We start from the raw sequence: 22,147 nt of genomic DNA on the forward strand, positions 1-22,147 counted from the left end.
GGAACGCCGATGACGCTGCGCCAGCTCTACTTCACCCGCTTCGGATTCGCCGTCGTCTGGGCCGCCCTCGTGCTCGTCACCGGGGCGGACCGGCTCGGACCGGCGACCGTCGCGCTGCTCGTGCTCTACCCCGCGTTCGACGTGGCGGCCGCGATCGTCGACGCCCGCGGCGCCCTTCCGCAAAACCGCCGGCTCCTCTACGCCAACATCGCCATCAGCACGCTCGCCGCGATCGGCCTCGCCGTGGCCTGCGCGTCCGGCATCCCGGCCGTCCTGCGGGTCTGGGGCGCGTGGGCGATCGTCGCCGGCCTCGTCCAGCTGTTCGTGGCGCTCGGCCGGCGCGCGATGGGCGGCCAGTGGGCGATGATCCTCAGCGGCGGCCTGTCCGTCCTCGCCGGGGCGTCGTTCGTCCTGGCGGCCGGCGCCGACAACCCGGCGCTGACCAACGTCGCCGGCTACGCGACCGTGGGCGGAATCTTCTTCCTCGTCTCGGCCCTGCGGCTGCGAGCCGCGAACCGGCCCACCCAACCGGCCTGAAACCGGCCCCCGCGGGGAGCCGGACGGCGCCTAGGGTCGATAGCATGACGTTCCCGTACGGGTATGCCGTCCCCGTCCTCCTGGTCCTGGCCGGGCTCGCCGTCCTGTTCGCGCGCGGACTGCGCGCACGGGCGGCCGTCGGCCCGATCGTCGGCGACCGCCCGCGCCGACGGTGGCCGTGGGCGCGGATCATGACGGCCCCGTACTACCGCCGCCACCGCGGGATCGAGCACGTCCGGGACATCGCGTACGGGGCCGGCGGGGTGCGGTCATCGACGCGATCGAGGCGTCAGTGGATGCGACGGCCGAGCGCGTCCGGAACGCCTGACTTCCGGAAGAAGTACGTGTTGATCTGATCCCGCCACTCGACGGCCGACCGCTCCTGCTCGGCCAGCAGCTCCCCGACCCGCGCGTGCAGGCCCTCCCCGACGAGGGCGGGCGGCAGCGCATCCCACCGCCGGCGCATCTCGGTCACGGCCGCCGCGCCGGCGAAGTGGATGTCGTAGATGTGCTGGATCACGGTGGTGCCGGAGTGCAGCACGTGGCTGTACGGCACGTGGTGGAAGAACAGCAGCAGCTCGTCCGGGCAGGTCTCCAGCGACTCGTAGCGCGCGGACCACGGCGGCGGATACTGCCCGCAGAACCCGGTCCCGGTCGCGACGGTCCGATCGACGCCGACCCCGTCCCGGTCGGCGAAGTGGTAGGTCCCCCACGGGCTGTACTCGTACCCGTCGACGTCCGGTCCGTAGTGATGCCCCGGCTTGACCATGAACCCGACCCCGAGCGGCGCCGTGTACGACTCGTACACCGCCCATGACGAGTCCATGAGCGCGTGCAGCACGCCGGCCGCCGCGTCCGGGAAAGTGAGCCGAATCCACTCGTCCAGCAGCGCGATGGGGTCCAGCGCCGGATCCCAGGCGAGCCGCCCGGCCGCGTACAGGTTCGCCTGCGCGAGCGGGTGCCCGGTCCAGTAGGGGTCCTCGCCGACGTTGGACACGGTGACGACGGCATCGACGCGATCGGCCACGGCCGACAGCACCGCCGACCACATCGGCGGCAGGTAGCAGACGTGCCGCTGCTGCCCCGTGTACTCCTGGGTCGCCTGGAACTCGACCGCCAGCCGGGTCGCGGCCATCCCGAGCAGCACGGGCGAGACGGGCTCGCGGGGCTGGAAGTCGATCGGCCCGTGCTTGACCTGCAGGATCACGTTGTCGGCGAACTGCCCGTCGAGCGGGCTGAAGTGGTCGAACGCGGCCCGGGCCCGGTCCGTGGAGCGGTCCCGCCAGTCCTGCCGGTGGTTGTAGACGAACGCCCGCCAGTACACGTCCCCGCCGAACGGCGCCAGCGCGGCCGCGAGCGCGTTGGCCCCGTCGGCGTGCGTGCGCCCGTAGGCGAACGGCCCCGGCTGCCCCTCCGAGTCGGCCTTGACGACGAACCCGCCGAAGTCCGGGATGACGGCGTACACCCGCCGGGCCGCCGCCGCCCACCATTCGCGCACCGCAGGGTCGCACGGATCGGCGGTGCCGAGCCCGCCGAGCGTGACCGGCGAGGCGAAGGACACGGAGAGCAGGACCCGGATGTGGTACTGCCGGAAGCGCCCGGCCAGCGCCGCCACCTCCCCGAGCCGGTCGGTGAGCAGCCGCGCCTCCCCCGCGTGGACGTTGACGTTGTTGACCGACACCAGGTTGATCCCGGTCGCGGCCAGCAGCCGGGCGTAGTCCGAGACCCGGTCGAGGTCGGCGGTGAGCGCCCCGTCCTCCCAGAACACGGACCCGCCGGAGTACCCGCGCTCGACCTGCCCCATCACGGGGTGCACGAACACGTTGTCCCAGTGCTGCATCACCCGCCGGGCCTTGGCCGGCCGGTGCGTGGCGGCGGGACAGTCCTCGCGCAGCCGCAGCGCGTGGAACGCCCCGTACATGAGCCCGGGCTCACCGGCGGCGACGACGGTCGTGACCCCGCCGGCCCGCGCGATCGTGTAGCCCTCCTCCCCCAGCCCGCAGTCCGGATCGCGGGTCAGCACGATGCTGTCGTCGACGTCCCGCGGCAGCCACGCCGGGTGCACGCCCGTCACGACAGCTCCACCACGGCCACGGCGAGCGGCGCCAGCACCACGGCGTCGTCCGCTGTGGACCCGGTCAGCAGGTCGACGCCCGGGCCCGGCAGGGCGACCGTCGCGGCCCGGGTGCCGGAGTGGTTGAGCAGGAACAGGAACCGCTCACGCCGCGTCGCCTCCACGTGCGACGGGGCGCCCTCGACCACCGGCGCGACCCCCGCCGCCCGCACCGCACTGAGCACCGTGTCCCGCAGCGCGTCCGCCGGCAGCCGGGTGCCGATGTAGACGACCCGTCCCGCGCCGACGTCGTTGCGCAGCAGCGCCGCGCGCCCGGCCAGGTCGCCGGTCGTGTAGTGCCCCAGCACCGTCGCCGTCTCCGGGTGCAGGCTCTCCTGCCACCAGTCGGCGGTCGCGGTGGTCCCGTCCGCGAACTCGACCTCGAACGACTCCCCCTCCCGAGCCGGCCAGTATTCGTCTATGTAGGCCCCGATGAGCCGCCGGAACGCTCCCGGATAGGCGGGCTGCCGCACCTGGTTGTCCCGGTCGACGACACCGGAGAACAAGGAGATCACGACGGTCCCGCCGGCCGCCGCGAACTCCTCGACGCGCTCGGCGAACCCGTCAGGAACAAGATAGGCGTTGGGTATGACAAGAACCCGGTAGCGATCGAGCGCCGAGTCGAACGAGACGAGGTCGACGGCGTAGTGCGCCTCGAGCAGCGGCCGGTAGTGGTCCACCGCGATCCGCGCATAGTCGAAGTCGTTGCGGGGCAGCCCGTAGGTGTCCTCGAGGCCCCACCAGGCGTCCCAGTCGAACAACATCGCGACGGACGCGGAGGACCAGGAGCCGGCCACCGGACCGACGCGCCGCAGCTCGTTGCCGAGAGCCGAGACCTCCTGCCAGGTGCGGGAGGCGGGGCCGGAGTGCGGCAGCATGGCCGAGTGGAAGCGCTCGTGCCCGCCCCGCGACGCCCGCCACTGGAAGAACAGGACGCTGTCGGCGCCGTGCGCGATCGCCTGGTACGACCCCAGCCGCATCCGCCCCGGGCGCTTCACGTTGTTGACCCGCCACTGCGACACCCCGGACGCGGCCTGCTCCATGAGCAGCCAGGGCTCCCCGCGCAGGGACCGCATGAGGTCGAAGTGCAGTGCGGCCGACACGTGCGCGTCGGGCTGCCCGGGATCGGGGTAGATGTCGAGCGCGGCGCAGTCCTCCTCCCGCGCCCAGCGCCAGTAGTCCGCGTGGCGGTAGAACCGCATGAAGTTCGTGAGGATCGGCAGGTCGTCGCGGTACTGCCGGATCGCGTCCCGTTCGGCGACGAAGCACTCGAGCAGCGCGTCGGAGGTGAAGCGCTTGAAGTCGAGGCGGCGCGCGGGATTCGACCACGAACGCGGGACCTCGGGCGGCGCGACCTGCTCCCAGTCGGTGTACCGCTGCCCCCAGAACCGGGTGTACCAGGCGTCGTTGAGCGCGTCGAGATCCCGGTACCGCCGTTGCAGCCAGGCCCGGAACGCCTCGGCGGCGCTCGGGCCGTAGGAGGTCGGGCCGTACTCGTTGGACACGTGCCACATCGCGAGCGCGGGATGATGCGAGTAGCGCTCGGCGAGCTTCCCGGCGATGCACACGGCGTGCTCGCGGTACCGTGGCGAGGTCGGGTCGAAGTGCAGCCGGTTGCCGAAGCCGAAGGTCTCGCCGTCCTCCATGACCGGCAGCACCTCGGGGTGGCCGTGGGAGAGCCAGACGGGCGGGGCCATCGTCGGGGTGGCGAGGTCGACGCTGATGCCGCCGGCGTGCAGCAGGTCCAGCACCTCGTCGAGCCAGCCGAAGGTGAAGCGGCCCGGCTCCGGCTCGAGCGACGCCCATGCGAAGACGCCGACGGTGACCAGGTTGACGCCGGCCCGGCGCATGAGCTCGACGTCCTCCCGCCACACCGCCCGGTCCCACTGCTCCGGGTTGTAGTCCCCGCCGAACGCGAACCCGCCCAGCCTTTGCCGGAGGCCATCCATCCGCGCGTTCATGCTGCTGCTCATGCCAAGAACCGCTCCTCGATCTCCGCGCACATCGGCCGGCTCACCAGCACCAGGCCGGCGATGAGCAGCGAGGCCGGCAGCAGCGCGACGGCCTCGGAGGCGAGCACGGTGATCGCGCCCGCGGTCAGCAGGATCCCGGCGGTGCCGAGCGCGACACCCGGACGACGAGCCAGGAAGTAGGCCGCGAGCTTCGCGATGTCGGCGGTGCGGAAGACGAACAGGGAGGCGATGACCACCGCGTTGACGCTCCACAGCACCACCGCGGCCCCCAGCGCGACCAGCAGCGCCGACCACCACGCCGGAATGCCCGCGGCGCCGCGATGCGTCAGCGAGACGCCGAGGACCGCGAGAAGCCCGAGCGCGGGCAGCCAGATCCGAAGCACCGCGACGACGTTGAGCCGATAGCCGCGCATGAAGTCCAGCAACGGACGCAGGTCGGCGAGGTCGGACTTGCGGCGCCGGAACGCGTACACGGCGGCGGACGCCGCCGGGGCCAGGGGCACGGCGCACAGGGCGAACAGCGGCACGTTGCTCGCGGAGCGATCCAGCAGGAGCAGCAGCGCCAGCCCGGGGGCGGCCGTGAGCAGGAACAGCAGCTCGACGGCGAGGAGCGTGTAGATCAGGGCGGCGCAGCGGAAGAGGGTGCTCATCCGAACAACCGGGAGTCGTCGAACCAGGGCGGTGTCTCGTCGGTCACCGGGCTCACCTCGACCAGGGTCACCTCGTGGCGGCCGAGGGTCAGGTCGAGCTCGGCCCGGCCGTCGTGCACCGGCACGCGGCGGTGGGTGCGCACCGGCTCGGCGGCCTCGCGCAGCGCGTCGAGCTGGCGCGGCTTCGGCGAGGCCGGGCGGCCCATCGCGGCCCAGGCGGCCCGGGCGTTCCCGGCGTCCTCGCCGGCCGAGGACCGGGCGGCGAACGCGTGCCCGGCCCGCCCGACGGGCACCGACAGCCGCACCCGGTGGCCGTCCACGGTGGACTGTCCGGTGTGGTCGGCGGGCGCCCACGCGAGCACGGTGACGTGCCCGGCCGCGTCCCGGGTGACGAGGTGGTCCTCGCCTCGGGCGAGCACGTCGGGGCCCATGCGGGCGAGGAAGGCGTACAGGTGGAAGGTCGGCTTCTTGATCTGGCGGTGGGTCAGCAGCCCGAAGCCGCCGTGGAACATGGTCGCCGGCACGCCGGCCTCCTCGAACATGTCGCAGAACGTCCAGTACGAGAACGAGTCCACGAGATCGCCGGCCGCGGCCACCACGGGCGCGAGGTAGGCGGCGTGGAACGCGGTGTCGTGGATCGGGTTGTCCGGGCGGTAGGAGGAGCTGAACTCGGTGATGTGCACCGGCAGCCCGGCCAGCGCGGTGCCGGCGAGGGTGCGGCGGGGCGCCGCGAACTGCTCCAGCAGCGCCGCGGCCGGGCGCAGGGTCTGGTACGACCCGAACGGCACCGGCTGCGCGGGCCCCGACGTGTACGCGTGCCGGCTGACGAAGTCGATCGGCACCGAACGCTCGGTGACGAAGGCGGCGAAGCGGGCCAGCCAGTCGTCGTCGGCCCCCGGCGACAGGGCCGGGCCGCCGACCTGCAGCGACGCGTCGACCTCCTTCACCGCGTGCGCGGTCATCTCGTAGAGCCGGTGGTAGGCGTCCTGGTCGGCGCCGGGCCAGAAGACGCTCAGGTCCGGCTCGTTCCACACCTCGATCGGCCAGCCGCGCACCTCGTCGAGGCCGTAGCGGTCGACGAGGTGCGCCACCGTGGAGCGCACGAGCGACGCCCACTCCTTCGGCGACTCCGGCGGCGTCACGTTGCCCTGCCACCAGAACACCGTCTGGTCGCCCGAGGCCAGGGCGGCGGGGGTGAAGCCGAGCTCGACGAACGGGCGCACCCCCAGCGCCAGGTAGGCGTCGACGATCTGGTCGACGTAGGTGTACGTGTGCGCGACCCGCCGCGAGCCGGCGAACTCGTAGGGGCGGTGGACGCCGACGCCGTCGCTGAGCAGGCCGTGCTGGCGGATGTGCCGGAACCCGATCTCCCGTTGCACGAGCGCGAGGGAGTCCTGGTAGTCGCGGCGCAGCGCCAGCTCGAACCGCCCGGCGCCGACACAGTGGCGCCAGGCGTCGGTGAGGCGGCCCGAGGGCCGGTCCGGGACGAGCATCGGGGCGGTCACTCAGCCGTGCGCCTTCTTGTAGCGCTGGTAGGCGCCGTTGACCAGCTCGACGTACTTCTCCATGTTCTTGCCCTTGAGCTCGCCGACGTAGGCGCTCCACTCCGACATCGGCCGGGTGCCGAGGACGAACTTGAGGGTCTGCTGGTAGACGGTGTCCTTCAGCGCGGTCTCCCACAGCGTGGCCTGCTCGCGCTCCTCGGCGTTGAGCGGCCGCGGGGGCGGCTGGGGCCGGTTGGTGCGCTTGTTCATGACCTCCTGGAAGGCCAGCTCCTCCTTGGGGAACTGGGAGTTGAGCAGCTTCGTGGACCCGCCGTAGGCGAAGACGCCGTTGAAGAAGCCGTACTCGACCTGGAGGTTCTTGGTGCCCGACGGGTTGAGCCCGCCCCAGTTGACGTCGCTGGCGAGCTTGAAGGTGCCGTCGTCGACGCTGCCCGTGTAGGTGGTGCCGTCGATGCCCCACTTGGCGAACATCTTGCCCTGCGGGGAGTAGAACAGCCAGTCCATGAACTGCATGAGCGCGACGAAGTTCTTGCTCTGCCGCGCCTTGGCCGAGATCATCACCCCGGACTCGAGGCGGGAGACGAAGATGGTCTCGCCCATCGGGCCGGTCGGCACCGGGATCTTCAGCACCGTGGCGCCGGGGATGTTCTTGATACTGGGCCGGATCTCGTTGACGAGCGTCTGCGCGTTGCAGCTCATCACGAACGACTTGCCGCTGGCGAACTTCTGCTTGGCCTGGTCGTCGGGCTGGGTGAAGCTCTCCGGGTCGATGAGCTTCTCCGCCACCAGGGTGTTCAGATACTGGATCATCGCCTTGTACTGGTCGGTGGCGCCCGAGTACACGAACTTCTTGGCCCCGTCGTCCCAGGTGGTGTGCTGGAAGCCCCAGCCGGCCAGGGCCCCGTAGGACATGCCGACGAGGTTCAGCAGGTTGTTGCCGCCGGGCTGGGGCGGGGTGCTCCAGCGGTCCGACAGCGGGTACGAGTCCGGGTAGGCCTGTTTCATGGCCTTGAGCACGGTGTGCAGGTCGTCCCACGTCTTGGGGCTCTGCAGCCCGAGCTGCTGCAGGATGTCGGTGCGAATGGCCAGCGAATAGTCCTGCCAGGCGTCCTCGTGCAGGCCGGGCAGCAGGTAGAACTTGCCGTCCTCCTGCCGGAAGCCGTCGAGGTCCGGCTCCAGCTTCCACTTCGCGACCTGCTCCTTGAAGTTCGGCATCAGGTCGAGGTGGTCGCTGACGGGCAGGATCGCCCCGCTGGCGATGTACGCCTCCTCGTCGGGGTGGTACGTCTTCGGGATGATCGTGGGCGCGTCCCCGGAGGCGACCACGACGCTGCGCTTCTGGTTGTAGTCGCTGCCCGGCACGACCGTCGACTGCAGCGTCACCCCGGTGCGCTTGGCGAGCTCCTGGAAGAACGTCCAGTTTTCCTTGTACGGGTAGGCGGCATTGCTGAGCATCATGATGGAGAAGGTCAGCGGGGACTTCGCGGTGAACTGGGTGCCGGCGGCGTAGCCGTCCATCGCCCCCTCGCGGTTGGCGCTGTAGTCCTGGGCCTTGCCGTCGCCGGTGTCGTCGCCGTCGTCGCCCGAGCAGCCGGCGAGGGTGGCGAACGCGGCGGCACCGGCGGCACCGAGCACGGCCCGTCTGGAAACCTTCATGTGGACTCCTCGGTCCTTCTCGAACGGGGCGGCGCGTCAGCCCTTGACCGCGCCGAGGGTGACCCCGGTGACGAAGTAGCGCTGGATGAACGGGTAGACCATGACGATCGGCAGCGCGGTGAGGACGATCGTCACGGCCTGGATGTTGGCCGCGATCTGCAGCGTCATCTCGCTGGGCGCGCTGATGTCCGTGCCGCCGGTCGCCCCGGCGATGAGGTTGCGCAGGTAGATCGTGACGGGGAACAGGTCGGCGTCGTCGAGGTACAGGAACGCCGAGAACCACGAGTTCCAGAACGACACCGCGTAGAACAGCGTCATCGTGGCGACCACGGCCTTCGACAGCGGCAGCACGATGTGCCAGAGGGTGCCGTAGGTGCCGAGCCCGTCGACGGCACCGGCCTCCTCCAGCTCGGCCGGCATGCTCTCGAAGAACGCCTTCATCACCAGGAGGTTGAACACGCTGATGGCGTTGGGCAGCACGATCGCCCACAGGGAGTTGCGCAGGCCGAGCGAGCTGACCAGCACGTAGTTGGGGATGAGCCCGCCGTTGAAGAACATCGTGAAGACCGCGACGCCGACGAGCACCGGGCGGCCCTTGAGGTGCCGCTTCGACAGCACGTACGCGTAGGTGGTGGTCAGCACCATCGAGATCGCGGTGGCCACGACGGTGTAGAGCACGGTGTTGCCGTAGCCGGTCCAGAACACCGGGTCGCCGAGGACCCGCCGGTAGGTGGTCGTGTTGAACCCGCGGGGCCACAGGTTGACCTGGCCGGCCTGGATGTACTGCTCGCCGCTGAAGGAGCGGGCGACGACGTTGACGAAGGGGTACAACGTGACCACCACGACCACGGTGAGCACGATCGCGTTGACGACCCCGAAGAGGCGGCTCCTCACCACAGGCTCGCCCCGACCGTGCGCCGGGAGATGAAGTTGGTCGTGAGCACCAGGGCCAGCCCGATCACCGACTCGAAGAGCCCGATGGCGGCGGCGTAGCTGAAGCTGCCCGAGACGACGCCGACGCGGTACAGGTACGTGGAGATGACGTCGGCGGTCGGGAACGTCAGCGGGTTGTAGAGCAGCAGGATCTTCTCGAACCCGACGGCCATGAACGTGCCCACGTTGAGGATGAGCAGCGTCATCATCGTGGGCCGGATGCCGGGCAGGGTCACGTGCCAGGTCTGGCGCCACCGGCCGGCCCCGTCGATGCGGGCGGCCTCGTACAGCTCCTGGTCGATGGTGGTGAGCGCGGCGAGGTACAAAATCGTGCCCCAGCCGACCGTCTGCCAGATCTCCGAGGAGACGTAGATGCCCCGGAACCAGCCCGGCTCCTGCAGGAACGCGATCGGGGACCCGCCGAGCGCCTTGATGCCCGCGTTCACCGCGCCGTTGAGCGCCAGCAGCTGGAAGACGAGGCCGGCCACGACCACGATGGACATGAAGTGCGGCAGGTAGGAGACGGTCTGCACCAGGCGCTTGAGCCAGCGGGTGCGGACCTCGTTGAGCAGCAGCGCGAGCACGATCGGCAGCGGGAACGTGAACGCCAGCGTCAGCGCGCCGATGACGAGCGTGTTCGTGAAGACGTGCCAGAACGTGGGGTCGTCCCAGAACATCTCGAAGTAGTGCAGGCCCACCCACCGCTCGCCGAAGAGGTCGCCGCCGGGCTTGTAGCGGCGGAAGGCGATCACGTTGCCGGCCATGGGCAGGTACCGGAAGATCACGAAGAAGGCGAGCGGGACGACGGCGAGGGAGTACAGCTGCCAGTCCCGGCGCAGGGCTCGGATCACGCTTCCTCCCGAAAGTTTCGGAAACCATCGCCAGGCAACGCGTAATGTAGATTTTTCAATGGATGGTGTCAAGGGACCCGCTGGTGACGCCGTGAGCTGCAAACACTTGCAAACGCCGATCTGTTGCGGAGGGCCTGGTAGCGCTACCATGACGCGCGGCGCCGACCGTCCGGCGATCGGAAACTTTCGGAGGTCCCGTCATGCCAGCGTTCGATCTGCCGCTGCCGGAGCTGGAGCGGTATGCGCCCGACGTCCCCGAGCCGCCCGACTTCGACGGCTTCTGGGCCCTGGACGATGCCCCGGTCGCGGTGGAGGCGCGGCCCGAGCCGACCGGGCTGACCCTCGTCGACACCTGGGACGTCACGTTCGCCGGGTTCGGCGGGGCACCGATCAGGGCCTGGTACACCCGGCCCGCGGGAGCCACCGAAGACCTGCCGGCGGTCGTGGAGTTCCCCGGCTACGGCCGCGGCCGGGGCCTGCCCGGCGAGCGGCTCACCTGGCCCGCGGCCGGCTACGCGCACCTGCTCATGGACGTGCGCGGGCAGGGCGACCAGTGGGGCAACGGCGGCGACACCCCCGACCCGCACCGCGGCGCCGCGGGCGGGCACCGGCCCACCACGCGGGGCATCCTCGACCCGGCGGAGTACTACTACCGCCGGCTCATCGTCGACGCCGTCCGCGCCGTCGGCGCCGTGCGCGCGCTGCCCGGGGTCGACCCCGCCCGGGTCGCGGCGGCCGGCAACAGCCAGGGCGGCGGGCTCGCCATCGCGGTCGCCGGGCTGGTGCCGGACCTGCACGCCGTGCTCGCCTCGGCGCCGTTCCTGTGCCACATCGAGCGGGCCCTGGCGCTCACCGACGCCGCCCCGTACGGCGAGATCACGCAGTACCTCGCCGTCCACCGCGAGGCCCACGAGCGGGTGCGCCGCACACTGTCCTACATGGACGGCGTGCACTTCGCGCGCCGGGCCACCGCCCCGGCCCACTTCGGCGTCGGCCTGCGCGACACCGTGTGCCCGCCCAGCACCGCGTTCGCGGCCTACAACCGCTACGGCGGCGCGGACCGGACCATGCACGTGTACGAGTTCAACGGCCACGAGGGCGGCGAGGCTCTGCACACGGCGCGCCAGGTGCGATGGCTCGCGAAAGTTTCGACGTAGACTCTGCGGGCCGTACACGTGAAGGGACACCGGATGCCGCAGCACCAACGGGCCACGATGGCGGAGATCGCCGCCGAGGCGGGCGTCTCCGTGCCCACGGTCTCGAAGGTCCTGAACGGGCGGCGGGATGTCGCCCCGGCGACCCGGGACCGGGTGGAGGACCTGCTGCGCCGGCACAGCTACAAGCCCCGGCGCGCCCAGCCGCCCACCCCGGCCGGGCTCATCGACGTCGTCTTCGTCGACCTGGGCAACTCGTGGTCGATGCAGATCCTCGCCGGCGTCGAGGAGACCGCGCACCGGGCCGGCACTGGCGTCGTCGTCTCCGCCGTGCACGGGCGGGTGCGCACCGAGCCGGACCGCCGCTGGCTCGACAGCCTCGCCGCGCGCCGCTCCGACGGGGTGCTCCTGGTCCTGTCGGAGCTGTCCGCGCAGCAGCTCGAGCAGCTGTCCGGGCTCGGCATCCCGGTCGTCGTCATCGACCCCGTGGGGCAGCCCGATCCGGCGGTACCGTCCGTCGGCGCCACGAACTGGACCGGCGCCCTGACCGCGACCGAGCACCTGATCGGCCTCGGACACCGCCGCATCGCCGTCATCGGCGGCCCCGAGGACGTGCTGTGCTCCCAGGCCCGCATCGACGGCTACCGGGCCGCGATGCACGCGGCCGGCCTGCAGATCCCGCCCGGCTTCATCCGCATCGGCGACTTCACCAGCCCTACCGGGCACCGCGAGACCCTCGCCCTGCTCGACCTGCCGAACCCGCCGACGGCCCTCTTCGCGTGCTCGGACGAGATGGCCCGCGGCGCCTACGAGGCCCTCTACGAGCGCGGCCGGCGGGTCCCCGACGACCTGTCCGTCGTCGGCTTCGACGACCTCGAGCAGGCCCGCTGGGCGATCCCGCCGCTGACCACCGTCCGGCAGCCGCTGACGGAGATGGCCGCCCTGGCGACCCGGATGCTGCTCACCCTCGCCGCCGGGGAGCGCCTCGACGCGTCCCGGCTGGAGCTCGCCACCCCGCTCGTGATCCGCGGCAGCACGGCCCCGCTCGCATGAGCGCGCGCCGCCGGGGCGAGGTGACGGTCGCCGCCATCGCGCAGCTTGCCGGGGTTTCCGTGCCCACGGTGTCCAAGGTGCTCAACGGGCGGGCCGGCATCGCGCCCGAGACCCGCGACCGGGTCGAGGCGCTGCTGCGCGAGCACGGGTACCGCCGCGCCGACGCCGCCACCACCACCCCGAACATCGAGGTCGCCTTCTTCGGCCTCGAGAGCCACCTGGCGATGGAGATCCTGCGCGGCGTCGAGCAGACCGTCCGCGAGCGCGGCCTGGCCGTCGGCTTCACCGACCTGCAGGGCCCGGCGCCCGGCGGCCGCCGACCCGCCGACCGGCTCCTCGCGCGCCGGCCCACCGGGGTCATCGCCGTGAACTCCGCGTACCGGGCGCGCCAGTACGAGCAGCTCATCGCCAGCGGGGTGCCGATGGTGGTGCTCGACCCGACCGGCGAGCCGACGCACACGATCCCGTCGGTGGGCGCGACGAACTGGAGCGGCGGGGTGGCCGCGACCCGGCACCTGCTCGACCTCGGGCACCGGCGGATCGCGGTCGTCACGGGGCCGATGGAGTACCTGTGCGCGCGGGCCAGGCTCGAGGCGTCCCGCGGCGCGCTCGAGACCGCCGGGAGCCCCCTGGACCCCGAGCTGGTGCGGCACGGGCGGTTCACCTTCGAGGACGGCATCGAGCTGGGCCACGATCTGCTCGCCCGGGCCGACCGGCCGACGGCGATCGTGTGCGGCGACGACCTGCAGGCCCTCGGGGTCTACGAGGCCGCGCGCCGGCTCGGGCTGCGCATCCCCGCGGACCTGAGCGTCGTGGGCTTCGACGACATCGAGGTGACCCGCTGGTGCGGCCCGCCGATGACCACGGTCCGGCAGCCGTTCGCGGAGATGGGCGCCACCGCGGCCCGGATGGTGCTGCGGCTCGCCGTCGGCGAGAGCGTCGAGCCGGCCCGGGTCGAGCTGGCCACGGAGCTCGTCGTGCGCGGCAGCACCGCCCCGCCAACCATCTGACCCGCCCGCGGCGTCTGGTCGATATGCGTCGTAGCCTGCCGCTCCTTCTCGTCCCGCTCCTGCTCGCCCCGGCCGCCTGCGCGAAGGCGACCAACGGGTCGCACCCGGGCGGGCCGGTCACTCCCACGTCGATCCCGATCGACATCGGCCCCAGCGCCAAGGTCGCCGGCAACACGATGCCGACGGGCATCGCCGTCAACGGCAAAGAGCTGGTGCTGTACATCCTGGTGTTCGGCAATCACCCCCAGCTCGACGCGGCCGTGCGCGACACCGCGACCGGCAAGGTCGACCCGAACGGCGAGGGCCTGTGCACGGCCGGCACCGGCTCGGACGACCAGAACCCGTTCTTCGGCCTGCACCAGTGCGTCGCGACCGACGGCTCGCTGATCGAGTACGGCGCCTACAAGGGTGCCGTGTCCCGGATCACCAGCCAGGCCGACGGCACCAGTACCGATGCCACCTTCGCGCGCTGGACGGACACGCCCGTCGGGTCCGCGCCGGCCCAGGGGCCCGTCGTCGTCTTCTGGCTCCAGCGGCGCGGCAAGCCGGCCCCCTCCAGCGTCGTCTTCGAGGGCAAGACCTCGCCGTTGCCCGCGGCGCAGTACCCGCGGATCACCGTCTACAGCCCCAACGGCAAGGCGGTCGCGTCGGCCAACCTCCGGCCCGGCATGACCGAGCAGCAGCCCGTGTGACGTCCGGCAACCCCTCGACTTAATCCTATCGGAGAAGTATGCTTTTGGCATGAGACAACAGGCCATGACGCTCGTGGTGAACCGGGTCGTGCGGCTCGCCCATCAGCTCGTCGGCTTCGGGGTCGACACCCCGCCCGAGGCGCCCGTGTGGGCCGAGCTGTCCCCGGACCGCGCCCTGCACCGCATCACGCATCAGGCGGAGGCGGACTTCCGGTATCGCGGCGCCGCGACCGGCTGAGCGCCCGCTCGACCGCCACCAGCTGCCACCCGATCGCCAGCCCGGCGAGCACCCAGAACCCGAGTTCGTGGTGCAGGCCGAGCGCGACCAGGGCGCCGGCGAAGAGCAGGGCCGCGACCGCCATCACGACCCCGCAATCAGTCGACGTCTCCTATCGAATTTATAGCATATGGGCACGACGAAACCGGCTCTGGACCGCGCCCGAGACCTCCTCGAGCAGCGGACCCGGCAGCCCGCCGCGGTCGAGCGCGCCCAGCGCCAGGTCGACCAGCGGCGCGACGGCCGCGGCGATCCCGGCGTCGGTCAGCCCGTAGCGGGCGGCCTCGACCCAGCGCCCGGCGACCGGCGCGGCCAGCCCGCGGGCGGCGTCGACCGTGGCCGGGTCGCCCAGCAGCGCCGAGAGCACCGCGACCGGCGCGAACCAGTCCCCGCCCGGCTGCGCGTCGAGATAGCGCACCTCGAGGTGCCCGCGCGGGCGCACCGGCGGATAGAGCGTGCCGAGGTGCTCGTCGAGGTCGCCGTAGGTCGGCCGGCGGGGCAGCGCGCCGCCGATCCAGTCCGCGAACGTGATCCCCTCGGGCACGCTCCAGCTGGCGCCGGGGCCGCGCGCGTAGAGCAGCGGGGCCCGCAGCGCGTAGTCGGCCCAGGCCGCGGCCGGGTCGGTTCCGGTCGGGCGGGCGCCGGCGCGGGCGAGGCCCTGCCAGGCGCGCATGCGGGTGGACGCCCAGCCGGTGTCACGGCCGGCGTGGACCGGGGAGTTGGCGAACAGCGCGAGCAGCGCGGGCCCGAGCTCGTGCACGGCGGCCCAGCGCGCCTCGAGCTCGCCGGGTGGTCCGGCCGGGAGCAGGGGGCGCAGGCCGGCGGTGCTGTACATCAGGATGCGCCCGTCGCCGCCGCGCCGGGCGAAGGCGGCGGCCATGGCCCGCTGCCGCCGCGAGGCGAACACCCGCCGGGGTGCCCGGTGCGGATCGATGCCCAGCCCGGCAAGGCGCAGGCCGCCCCGCGTGATGAGCAGATCGAGCCGGTCGACCTCGGCGTGGACGGTCTCGTGCAGCCGCTCGAGGCCGGCCTGCGGCCACGCCGCGAGGGTCACCTGCCCGCCCGGCCCGAGCGACACCCGCCCGCCGTCGCCGGGCTCGTGACCGCCGACGACCGCGGTGAGCGCCGCGGCGGTGAGCGGCCGGTGCGGATGATCGGCGTCGTGCACGAGCTGCTCGATCTCGACGCCGACGGAGAAGGGCGGACCCGTCTTGAAGCAGATCGACGCGATGTAGCCCTCCGCGTCCTCGATCTGCGCAATCTCGCCGGAGTTGTTCATGGCCGAATGCTACGCCCGGCCGAACCTTCTGTATATCGACGACCACGCACAGTGCACGGGCACACGACGGAGCCCGTCTGTAGGCAGCTGACGGGCTCCTGTCGTCGAATGACCGCCGCGGCGCACGACAGCGCCACGCCGATCGCTAGCGAGGCCGGCGTTCCGTGCCCGGACGGTCCGCGTCGGACACGGTGCGATCCACGCCGGGCTGGTCGAAGCCGGGCCGCTGCTCCGTGCCGAGCCGGTCGTAGCCGGGCCGGTCGTTGGTGGCACGGTCGTAGCCGGGCCGGTCGTACCCGGGCCGGTCACTGGTGGGCCGGTCGCTGGTGGGCCGGTCGCTGGTGGGCCGGTCACCGGTGCGGTCGTAGCCGCCGCGCTCGTAGCCGCCACGGTCGTAGCCACGCTCGTAGCCGCCACGCTCCTGGCCGCGCCGTCCCCTGCCCCGGTTGAATCCGGTCTGGCGGTGGGCCGACATCAGCATGCCGACGGCGCCAAGGCCCAGCAACACGGTCACGGCTCCGGCCACCACGTTCGAGATGATGGTGCCGATGGTCGTTCCGGTGACCCCTCGCTGCACGATCCACGGCGAAATGATGACCCACACGCCGATCGCCGTCATAGCCCAGCTCAGCCGATACATCCGGGCCGGCGCCATCGTCAGCCCCAGGGCGATCACGCCGATCGCGATCCCGAGAATCAGGTCGTTGATGGCCAGGCTCGGCGCGCTGGCGCTGAAGCCCACCACCCACGGCGAGATCGCCAGCCAGGCACCGGCCAGCAACACCAGGCCATCGATGACGACCGCCTGCCCGCTGGAGCCGAGCCGCTCATAGCGCTGTTGCATCTCGGCGATGTCCGGGTGTCCGGCGAGGTCCTGATATTGCGAAGTCTGGACCACGACACACCTCCTTGGTTCGTCGCTACCTTCCTCTGTTCGTTCGCCTACCCGCTCCGCCTACCCACTGCCGGCCCGATCGACCACTTTCCCGCGGCCGGATGCCGCGCGGAAACGGCAGGTCTCAGGCGTGCCGGCGACGCATTGCACATCGCCCGCTGCCGGCCCGATCGACCACTTTCCCGCGGCCGGATGCCGGGCGGAAACGGCAGGTCTCAGGCGTGCCGGCGACGCATCGCACATCGCCCGGTGCCGGTCGTCGCCGCGCGCCGTCCCGGATCAGCGCAGGCCGCGGCGGCGCAGCACCCAGTCGAGCGTCACGACGATCAGCAGCAGGCCCGCGCCGGCCGCCAGCCAGATGGTGGCGACGTTGTTCTCCTGGTCGCTGCCGAACACCAAGGCGACCAGGAGCGCCGCGATGACGGCCGCGCCGAGCCGGGCGGCGCGTGGATGTCCCGGCTTGCGCTGGTCCGGCGAGGTCACCGGATCATGGACAGCCATGGCACCTCCTTGTGCCGCGGTGTCGGTACGGTTCAAGTCTGGCACGCGATCCGCGGCGCGGCCCCGCCCGTCGCGGGAGCGCGACCGCCGGCCGGTTCGAGGCGGCCGGAACCCGGTAGGAACGCGTCGAGCGGGTAGTCGGGGGCCTTAGCGGCAGGCAGTCCACTCCCCCGGAGGATGTCATGCGAGCACGATTCGCCATCAGCGTCGTCGCGGCCGCGTGCGTGACGGCGACGTCCTTGCCCGTCGCGGCATCCGGCGCGGCCACCCCGGCGCCGACCGGCACCGCGGTCAGCGCGCAGGACCGGGCGTTCCTGAACCAGGCCGCGCAGGGAGCCCAGTTCGAGGTGGCCACCGGGCGGCTCGCCGCCAACCGGGCCGCGAGCGCGGCGGTGCAGTCGTTCGGCCGCCGGATGGTCACCGACCACGGCAAGGAGCTGCAGCAGCTGCAGTCGCTCGACCAGACACTCGGCGTCACCTTGTCGTCCACGCCCGGCACCGATCAGCGCAATCTCACCGCCATCTGGACGAGCGTGCGCGGGGGCGCGTTCGACTGCTCGTACGCCCCGGCCATCTACGCCGCGCACGGGATGGACGTGCACGTGTTCGAGCAGGAGGCGGAGCACGCCGACAACGCCCAGGTCCGCCAGTTCGCCGCCGCCCAGCTGCCGGTCCTGCGCCAGCATCTGCAGCTGGCGAGCAAGAACCTCGGCAACCTCAACTGCGCGGCACCGGCGCCCGCGGCCACGCCGTCGTGACCCCGCCGACCGGCCGCGCTTCGGCCCGGGCTCATCGCGGCGGGGGCCGGGCGTCACGCTCGCGCCCGGCCGAGACCGCATCGGAATGTTCCGGCGCGCAGGTTTCGGGCCGCCACAGCGCGGTAGCGAAGCGGTATGCCCTGGTGGATCTGGCTGGTGATCGCGGTCATCGTGGTGGTGATCGTCGCGTCGGTGCTGCTGTGGAGCCGGCGACGGCAGCGGCGCGGCGGAGTGATCCGGGGCGGCATGCACACTTCCGGCGGATCTCGGGGCGGTCCGACATGACGCGACTCGTACGAGCCACAGACGTCATCGGCATGCCGGTCGTCACGCTGGACGGCGACGACATCGCCGACATCAAGGACGTGGTCTTCGACGGCGACACCGGCCGCGTGCGGGGCTTCACGCTCAACGGGCGGGGCCTGCTCGCGGGGCCGCTGGACCAGGGCCTGCCGGCCGGCGCGGTCAGCAGCGTGGGCCGCGACGCGGTGATGACCGCCGGCCCCACGACGACCGTGAGCCTGCGGGACATGGCCGCCCGCGCCGGCAACGGCGACGTGCTCGGCAACCATGTGCTCACCGAGGGCGGGACCGACCTCGGCGCCGTGGCCGACGTGATCCTGCAGGTCGCGCCCGGCGGAGTCGTCGACGTGGTCGGCTACGACATCGTCGCCGGCCCGGCCCTGTACGGCGACGGCCGCCGGGTGCTGCTGCCACTGCCGCACACCATCGCGGCGTCGGGCGAGGTGGTCATCGTGCCCACCGAGTCCGTCGAGCTCGTCCGGCCGAACCTGGCCGAGTTCGGCGATGCCGTCGCCACGTTGCGCCACGAGACGGGAGACGGTACCGATGCTGTTCAGTGAGGCGGCCGGACGCCCGGTCGTGGCCATGGACGAGGCCCGCACGGTGGGCTCGGTCGCCGATCTCGTCGTCGATCCGCACGAACAACGGATCGTGGCACTCCGCCTGCGCCACAAGGTCCACGGGGCCGACACCCTGCTGTGGTCGGACCTGACGGCATTCGGCGCGGACGCGGTCACGATCGCGTCGGCGGCCCGGATCGCGCCCCCGCCGGCCTCCCTCGATCGCCTCACCGGCGCCGGCGGGCACCTGCTGCGCAAGCAACTGCTGACGGCGGACGGCGACAGCCTCGGTACCGTCGACAACGCCGAATTCGACATCCAGACCGGCGAGCTCACGTCGCTCATGGTCGGCAACGCCACCGTCGACGGCGAACGGCTACGGGGCTGCGGCAAGTTCGCCGTCGTCGTCGCGGCCTGAGACGGTGATGGGCCGCTCCGGCGGCCAGTCGTACTCGACCAGCTCGAAGCGCCCGTCGTCGCGGAGGTCACGCACCTCGACGGTGAGCTGGCTCTCGTCCGCGAACCGCAGCTCGAACACCGGGTCCATCTCGCACAGGAACGCGAAGCCCTCCCGATCCTCGGCGGTCGTCGTGACCAGCCGCCCGCGCGCGTCCCACCCGTCCCCGGCCGTAACGACGAGGTCGATCTCGGCGACGCCGAGCACGGTGGACGGGTTGGCCCACCATTCCAGCCAGGCACGTCCTTCGAAGCGATCCACGGATACCATCCTCGGCGACGCGTGACGATTCCGCCGCCGAGAATCCGCCGAGGAGCCGCCCGCCCGTGATCGATCTCGACACCCGGGGCGGTCCGCAGGAGGCCGAGCCCGAGCGGCCCTGGCGGTTCCACCGTAGAGGCTGGGCGGCGGCCCTGGCCGCCGCGCTGGCGCTCACGCTCGTCTCCGGCGCCGGGCCGCCCGTGTCGCTCGACCCGGTGCTGACGCTGCCCGGCGGCGAGGTGCTCGACGTCCGCGTCGACGGCGGCACGGTCTTCGTGCTCGCGCGCGACTCGCTCACGGCGTACCGGTGGCCGGACGGCGCCCGCCGCTGGACGACCGCGACCGGCACCACCACCCGGATGGTCGGCGTCGAGGACGGCCGGGTCGTGCTGGCCGAGCAGCAGCCGGCGGCGCTCATCGGCCTCGACGCGGCCACCGGGGCCCGGCTGTGGCGGCGGGCCGGCCTCACCCCGGCGGTCTACGGCGCCGGCGGCGCCCCCGGCGTCGTGGTCGCCACCACGGACGCGGCCACGGTCGAGGCCGACACCGGCGTCGACATCCGCACCGGGGCCGTGCGCTGGTCCCTGCCCCGATCGCCGGACATCGCCCGGTCGCTCGTGCCCACCGGGCGGGGCTCCGGGATCGCGATCGCGGACCTCGACCCCGACGGCACCCTGCTGGTGCACAGCGCCGAGTCGGCGGCGGTGGTCCGCACGGTCCGGCTGGACCACCCCGGCGCGTTCAACTGGTTCGGGGTCCGGGGCGACCGGCTGACGATCGCCCAGACGACCGAGCGCAACGAGATGCTCTCCAGCGCGGTCTACGACCTGACCACGGGCCGGATGCTCTGGCAGCGCAACGACGGGCCCGGCGGCGCGCCGCTGTGGTGGTGCGGCTCGATGATGTGCACCGGCACCCGGGACGAGATCGCCGTGCTCGACCCCGACACCGGCCGCGAGCGCTGGCGCCACAACCGGCTGGGCAGCCTCGGCTCCCCCGACGACCGCTACCTGCTGGCCGCCCCGCTCGTCCACACCGGCCCCGAGATCGAGCCGGGCATCGTCGTCCTCGACCCCGCGACCGGCCACGTGCTGCGGCGCGTCCCCGACTGGTACGTCACCGGCGCCCTCGGCCGCCACGGCGTCCTGGTCGCCACCCGGCTGGCCGACGGCGCCGCGCTGCTCGGCGCCTTCGACCCCGCGACGGGCGCGGTGCGGGTGCTGGCCCGGGCCGAGCACTGGACGACCGTGCCGTGCACCGTCTCCGGCTCCCGGCTCGCCTGCTTCCAGGACCCCGTGGCGATCTGGCCGGTGCCCTCCAACCTGTCGCCGTGATCGACGAGGACCCTGTTGCCGTGATCGACGAGGTGCTGCCGGTCGTGGCGGTCACCCATCCGCAACGTGTGGCAGCGGCCGCCCGTGCCAGGGCCGTGGGACCCGGCCGGCGGGCGCCCCTGATGGGGCCGGTCCGGGTCCCGGCCGTGGACGGACCGTGGCAGACTGCCGGTGTGGATCACGAGCTGACCCCGGCCGCGCGGGCGCTGCTGGAGCATGTGCGCGCCCGGTTCCCCGGCCGCGACGTCGCCGTCCTGCCACCCGCGCCCGGGCCGGTCCACCACCTGGTCCCGGACCTGCACATCCTGAGCGTGGCGCCGGAGGAAGGCGGCCGGCTCTACGTCACCAGCGGCCTCTGGGACGCCACCCAGCACAACGGTCACGGGCTCGAGTTCCTGCTGTACGCCCCCGCCGCCGACGACGAGCTGCACGCCGAGACGCTGACCATGGTCGCGTACTACCACGCGAGCGGCGGCGACTACGCCCTCGACCACGGCCACACCGTCTCGATCGGGCGGCCCTGGGCCGGCGATTCCGCGTGCGACCACCTGCTCGTCAGCCTGCCCTACCCGTGGGGGCCGGCGCTGGAGACGTGCCAACTGCCGGGCGGCCACGCGCGCCTGCTGTGGCTGCTGCCCATCACCGCGGACGAGAAGACGTTCCGGCACTCCCGCGGCCTGGAGGCGCTCGAGCAGCGCCTGGAGTCGGCCGCGATCAACCCGGTCGACCCGCACCGCCCCGCCGTCGTCGACGTCACCATCGACGCGATCGGGCGCACCGACGTGCAGGTCCTGGAGGACGAGCTCACCGAGGTGCCGGCCGGCGGCGCGGGGGCCGTCGAGCGCCGCGCCTCCGGCGAGTTCGTCGGCCCTCAGGGCGAGCTGGCGTCCTACGCGTTCGGCTGGGCCACCGACGCGGACCCGCGCGTGGGCCGCCTGAGCATCGGCATCGGCGCCGGCAACCCGGGCGGCGCCACCTTCCACGCCAACGTGATCGAGCACGACGGCGGCACCGGCTTCTCGCTGACCGACGAGCCGTTCGCGGACGTGCCCCAGGGCGGCCCGGACCTGACCGCCGAGCAGGCGCGCGCCCACGAGGACCTGCCGTTCGTGTGGTGGGTCGCCGACCAGGTGATGGAGCGCGACCGCCGGGCCTGGTGGATGCGGCACTGGCTGCTGGGCACGGCGTGCGTCAAGGCCGGCCCGGACCCGGTGCTCTCCGTCAGCCACGACGCCGACGACACGTGGCAGCTGCACGGCGCCGATGCTTCGAACCCCCGGCTGCTGCACCTGCACCACGTCGTGGACGAGGATCCGACGCTGCTCGACGTGCTGCACCTGGAGGCGGGCCGGTCCGCGCGGCGCGAGGCCCACGGCGCCCCGTGGAGGGCCTGAC

Annotated in this window: 24 protein-coding genes; 13 read left to right on the forward strand and 11 right to left on the reverse strand. The window is 72.5% G+C overall.

The window, feature by feature from the left end:
• The first annotated feature begins 9 nt into the window (after positions 1 to 9).
• Positions 10 to 537 (forward strand): hypothetical protein, encoded by a 528-nt coding sequence (locus tag ABT369_RS48125; RefSeq protein WP_350623639.1) that lies wholly within the window; start codon positions 10 to 12, stop codon positions 535 to 537.
• Between the two features lie 44 nt (positions 538 to 581).
• Complete coding sequence (locus ABT369_RS48130) at positions 582 to 893, forward strand: hypothetical protein (RefSeq protein ID WP_350623641.1); 312 nt, start codon at positions 582 to 584, stop codon at positions 891 to 893.
• Here ABT369_RS48130 and ABT369_RS48135 read toward each other — a convergent pair.
• The 7 genes from ABT369_RS48135 to ABT369_RS48165 are packed head-to-tail and all read right to left on the reverse strand — an operon-like array spanning position 827 to position 10,218.
• A complete protein-coding gene (locus tag ABT369_RS48135) occupies positions 827 to 2,611 on the reverse strand; it encodes an alpha-glucuronidase (protein ID WP_350623643.1) in 1,785 nt (594 codons plus the stop codon). The genes ABT369_RS48130 and ABT369_RS48135 overlap by 67 nt on opposite strands.
• Positions 2,608 to 4,623, reverse strand: coding sequence for a beta-galactosidase (locus ABT369_RS48140; protein ID WP_350623645.1), 2,016 nt, complete (start codon positions 4,621 to 4,623; stop codon positions 2,608 to 2,610). The genes ABT369_RS48135 and ABT369_RS48140 overlap by 4 nt, the downstream gene beginning before the upstream one ends.
• Positions 4,620 to 5,273 (reverse strand): hypothetical protein, encoded by a 654-nt coding sequence (locus ABT369_RS48145; protein ID WP_350623647.1) that lies wholly within the window; start codon positions 5,271 to 5,273, stop codon positions 4,620 to 4,622. Before ABT369_RS48145 ends, ABT369_RS48140 begins: the two co-directional genes overlap by 4 nt.
• Positions 5,270 to 6,778 carry a GH39 family glycosyl hydrolase gene (locus ABT369_RS48150; protein WP_350623649.1) on the reverse strand — a complete coding sequence of 503 codons (1,509 nt, stop codon included), beginning with the start codon at positions 6,776 to 6,778 and terminating at the stop codon, positions 5,270 to 5,272. Before ABT369_RS48150 ends, ABT369_RS48145 begins: the two co-directional genes overlap by 4 nt.
• The gene (locus ABT369_RS48155) at positions 6,779 to 8,434 is read right to left on the reverse strand and encodes an ABC transporter substrate-binding protein (protein ID WP_350623651.1); all 1,656 of its coding nucleotides are present in this window, start codon (positions 8,432 to 8,434) and stop codon (positions 6,779 to 6,781) included.
• A gap of 36 nt (positions 8,435 to 8,470) precedes the next feature.
• Positions 8,471 to 9,328, reverse strand: a complete 858-nt coding sequence (locus ABT369_RS48160) for a carbohydrate ABC transporter permease (protein WP_350623653.1) — start codon at positions 9,326 to 9,328, stop codon at positions 8,471 to 8,473.
• A complete protein-coding gene (locus ABT369_RS48165; protein ID WP_350623655.1) occupies positions 9,325 to 10,218 on the reverse strand; it encodes an ABC transporter permease in 894 nt (297 codons plus the stop codon). The genes ABT369_RS48160 and ABT369_RS48165 overlap by 4 nt, the downstream gene beginning before the upstream one ends.
• A gap of 200 nt (positions 10,219 to 10,418) precedes the next feature.
• Between ABT369_RS48165 and ABT369_RS48170 the strand changes: the two genes are divergently transcribed.
• The 5 genes from ABT369_RS48170 to ABT369_RS48190 are packed head-to-tail and all read left to right on the forward strand — an operon-like array spanning position 10,419 to position 14,365.
• Positions 10,419 to 11,375 carry an acetylxylan esterase gene (locus ABT369_RS48170; protein WP_350623657.1) on the forward strand — a complete coding sequence of 319 codons (957 nt, stop codon included), beginning with the start codon at positions 10,419 to 10,421 and terminating at the stop codon, positions 11,373 to 11,375.
• Between the two features lie 33 nt (positions 11,376 to 11,408).
• Entirely contained in the window at positions 11,409 to 12,425 is a 1,017-nt protein-coding gene (locus ABT369_RS48175) for a LacI family DNA-binding transcriptional regulator (RefSeq protein WP_350623659.1), read from the forward strand.
• The gene (locus ABT369_RS48180) at positions 12,422 to 13,435 is read left to right on the forward strand and encodes a LacI family DNA-binding transcriptional regulator (RefSeq protein ID WP_350623661.1); all 1,014 of its coding nucleotides are present in this window, start codon (positions 12,422 to 12,424) and stop codon (positions 13,433 to 13,435) included. The genes ABT369_RS48175 and ABT369_RS48180 overlap by 4 nt, the downstream gene beginning before the upstream one ends.
• A 23-nt stretch (positions 13,436 to 13,458) precedes the next feature.
• Entirely contained in the window at positions 13,459 to 14,127 is a 669-nt protein-coding gene (locus ABT369_RS48185) for a hypothetical protein (protein WP_350623663.1), read from the forward strand.
• 49 nt (positions 14,128 to 14,176) lie between these two features.
• The gene (locus ABT369_RS48190) at positions 14,177 to 14,365 is read left to right on the forward strand and encodes a hypothetical protein (protein ID WP_350623665.1); all 189 of its coding nucleotides are present in this window, start codon (positions 14,177 to 14,179) and stop codon (positions 14,363 to 14,365) included.
• 160 nt (positions 14,366 to 14,525) lie between these two features.
• Here ABT369_RS48190 and ABT369_RS48195 read toward each other — a convergent pair whose 3' ends face one another.
• The 3 genes from ABT369_RS48195 to ABT369_RS48205 all read right to left on the reverse strand — a co-directional run bounded on the left by ABT369_RS48195 (position 14,526) and on the right by ABT369_RS48205 (position 17,079).
• Positions 14,526 to 15,683, reverse strand: coding sequence for a glutamate-cysteine ligase family protein (locus tag ABT369_RS48195; protein WP_350623667.1), 1,158 nt, complete (start codon positions 15,681 to 15,683; stop codon positions 14,526 to 14,528).
• Positions 15,684 to 15,828: 145 nt separating this feature from the next.
• Positions 15,829 to 16,581: an SPW repeat protein gene (locus ABT369_RS48200; RefSeq protein ID WP_350623669.1), complete on the reverse strand. Its 753-nt coding sequence runs from the start codon at positions 16,579 to 16,581 to the stop codon at positions 15,829 to 15,831.
• A gap of 276 nt (positions 16,582 to 16,857) precedes the next feature.
• Positions 16,858 to 17,079: a hypothetical protein gene (locus ABT369_RS48205; RefSeq protein WP_350623670.1), complete on the reverse strand. Its 222-nt coding sequence runs from the start codon at positions 17,077 to 17,079 to the stop codon at positions 16,858 to 16,860.
• A 182-nt stretch (positions 17,080 to 17,261) separates the two neighbouring features.
• On the opposite strand from ABT369_RS48205, the gene ABT369_RS48210 reads away from it, so the two are divergent.
• The 4 genes from ABT369_RS48210 (at position 17,262) to ABT369_RS48225 (ending at position 19,118) form a co-directional block, all read left to right on the forward strand.
• Positions 17,262 to 17,837, forward strand: a complete 576-nt coding sequence (locus ABT369_RS48210; RefSeq protein WP_350623672.1) for a DUF4142 domain-containing protein — start codon at positions 17,262 to 17,264, stop codon at positions 17,835 to 17,837.
• A 135-nt stretch (positions 17,838 to 17,972) separates the two neighbouring features.
• Complete coding sequence (locus ABT369_RS48215; RefSeq protein WP_350623674.1) at positions 17,973 to 18,122, forward strand: hypothetical protein; 150 nt, start codon at positions 17,973 to 17,975, stop codon at positions 18,120 to 18,122.
• Complete coding sequence (locus ABT369_RS48220) at positions 18,119 to 18,700, forward strand: PRC-barrel domain-containing protein (RefSeq protein WP_350623676.1); 582 nt, start codon at positions 18,119 to 18,121, stop codon at positions 18,698 to 18,700. The genes ABT369_RS48215 and ABT369_RS48220 overlap by 4 nt, the downstream gene beginning before the upstream one ends.
• Positions 18,687 to 19,118, forward strand: a complete 432-nt coding sequence (locus tag ABT369_RS48225; protein ID WP_350623678.1) for a PRC-barrel domain-containing protein — start codon at positions 18,687 to 18,689, stop codon at positions 19,116 to 19,118. The genes ABT369_RS48220 and ABT369_RS48225 overlap by 14 nt, the downstream gene beginning before the upstream one ends.
• On the opposite strand, the gene ABT369_RS48230 is transcribed toward ABT369_RS48225, so the two are convergent.
• Entirely contained in the window at positions 19,077 to 19,418 is a 342-nt protein-coding gene (locus ABT369_RS48230) for a hypothetical protein (protein WP_350623680.1), read from the reverse strand. The two genes, ABT369_RS48225 and ABT369_RS48230, sit on opposite strands and share 42 nt — an antisense overlap.
• A gap of 65 nt (positions 19,419 to 19,483) precedes the next feature.
• On the opposite strand from ABT369_RS48230, the gene ABT369_RS48235 reads away from it, so the two are divergent.
• Both ABT369_RS48235 and ABT369_RS48240 read left to right on the forward strand, forming a co-directional pair.
• Positions 19,484 to 20,752, forward strand: coding sequence for an outer membrane protein assembly factor BamB family protein (locus ABT369_RS48235; RefSeq protein ID WP_350623682.1), 1,269 nt, complete (start codon positions 19,484 to 19,486; stop codon positions 20,750 to 20,752).
• Entirely contained in the window at positions 20,749 to 22,146 is a 1,398-nt protein-coding gene (locus tag ABT369_RS48240; protein ID WP_350623684.1) for a suppressor of fused domain protein, read from the forward strand. Before ABT369_RS48235 ends, ABT369_RS48240 begins: the two co-directional genes overlap by 4 nt.
• Position 22,147 lies beyond the last annotated feature (1 nt).

The sequence above is a fragment of the Dactylosporangium sp. NPDC000244 genome (genome assembly GCF_040300725.1).
Classification (GTDB): Bacteria; Actinomycetota; Actinomycetes; order Mycobacteriales; family Micromonosporaceae; genus Dactylosporangium.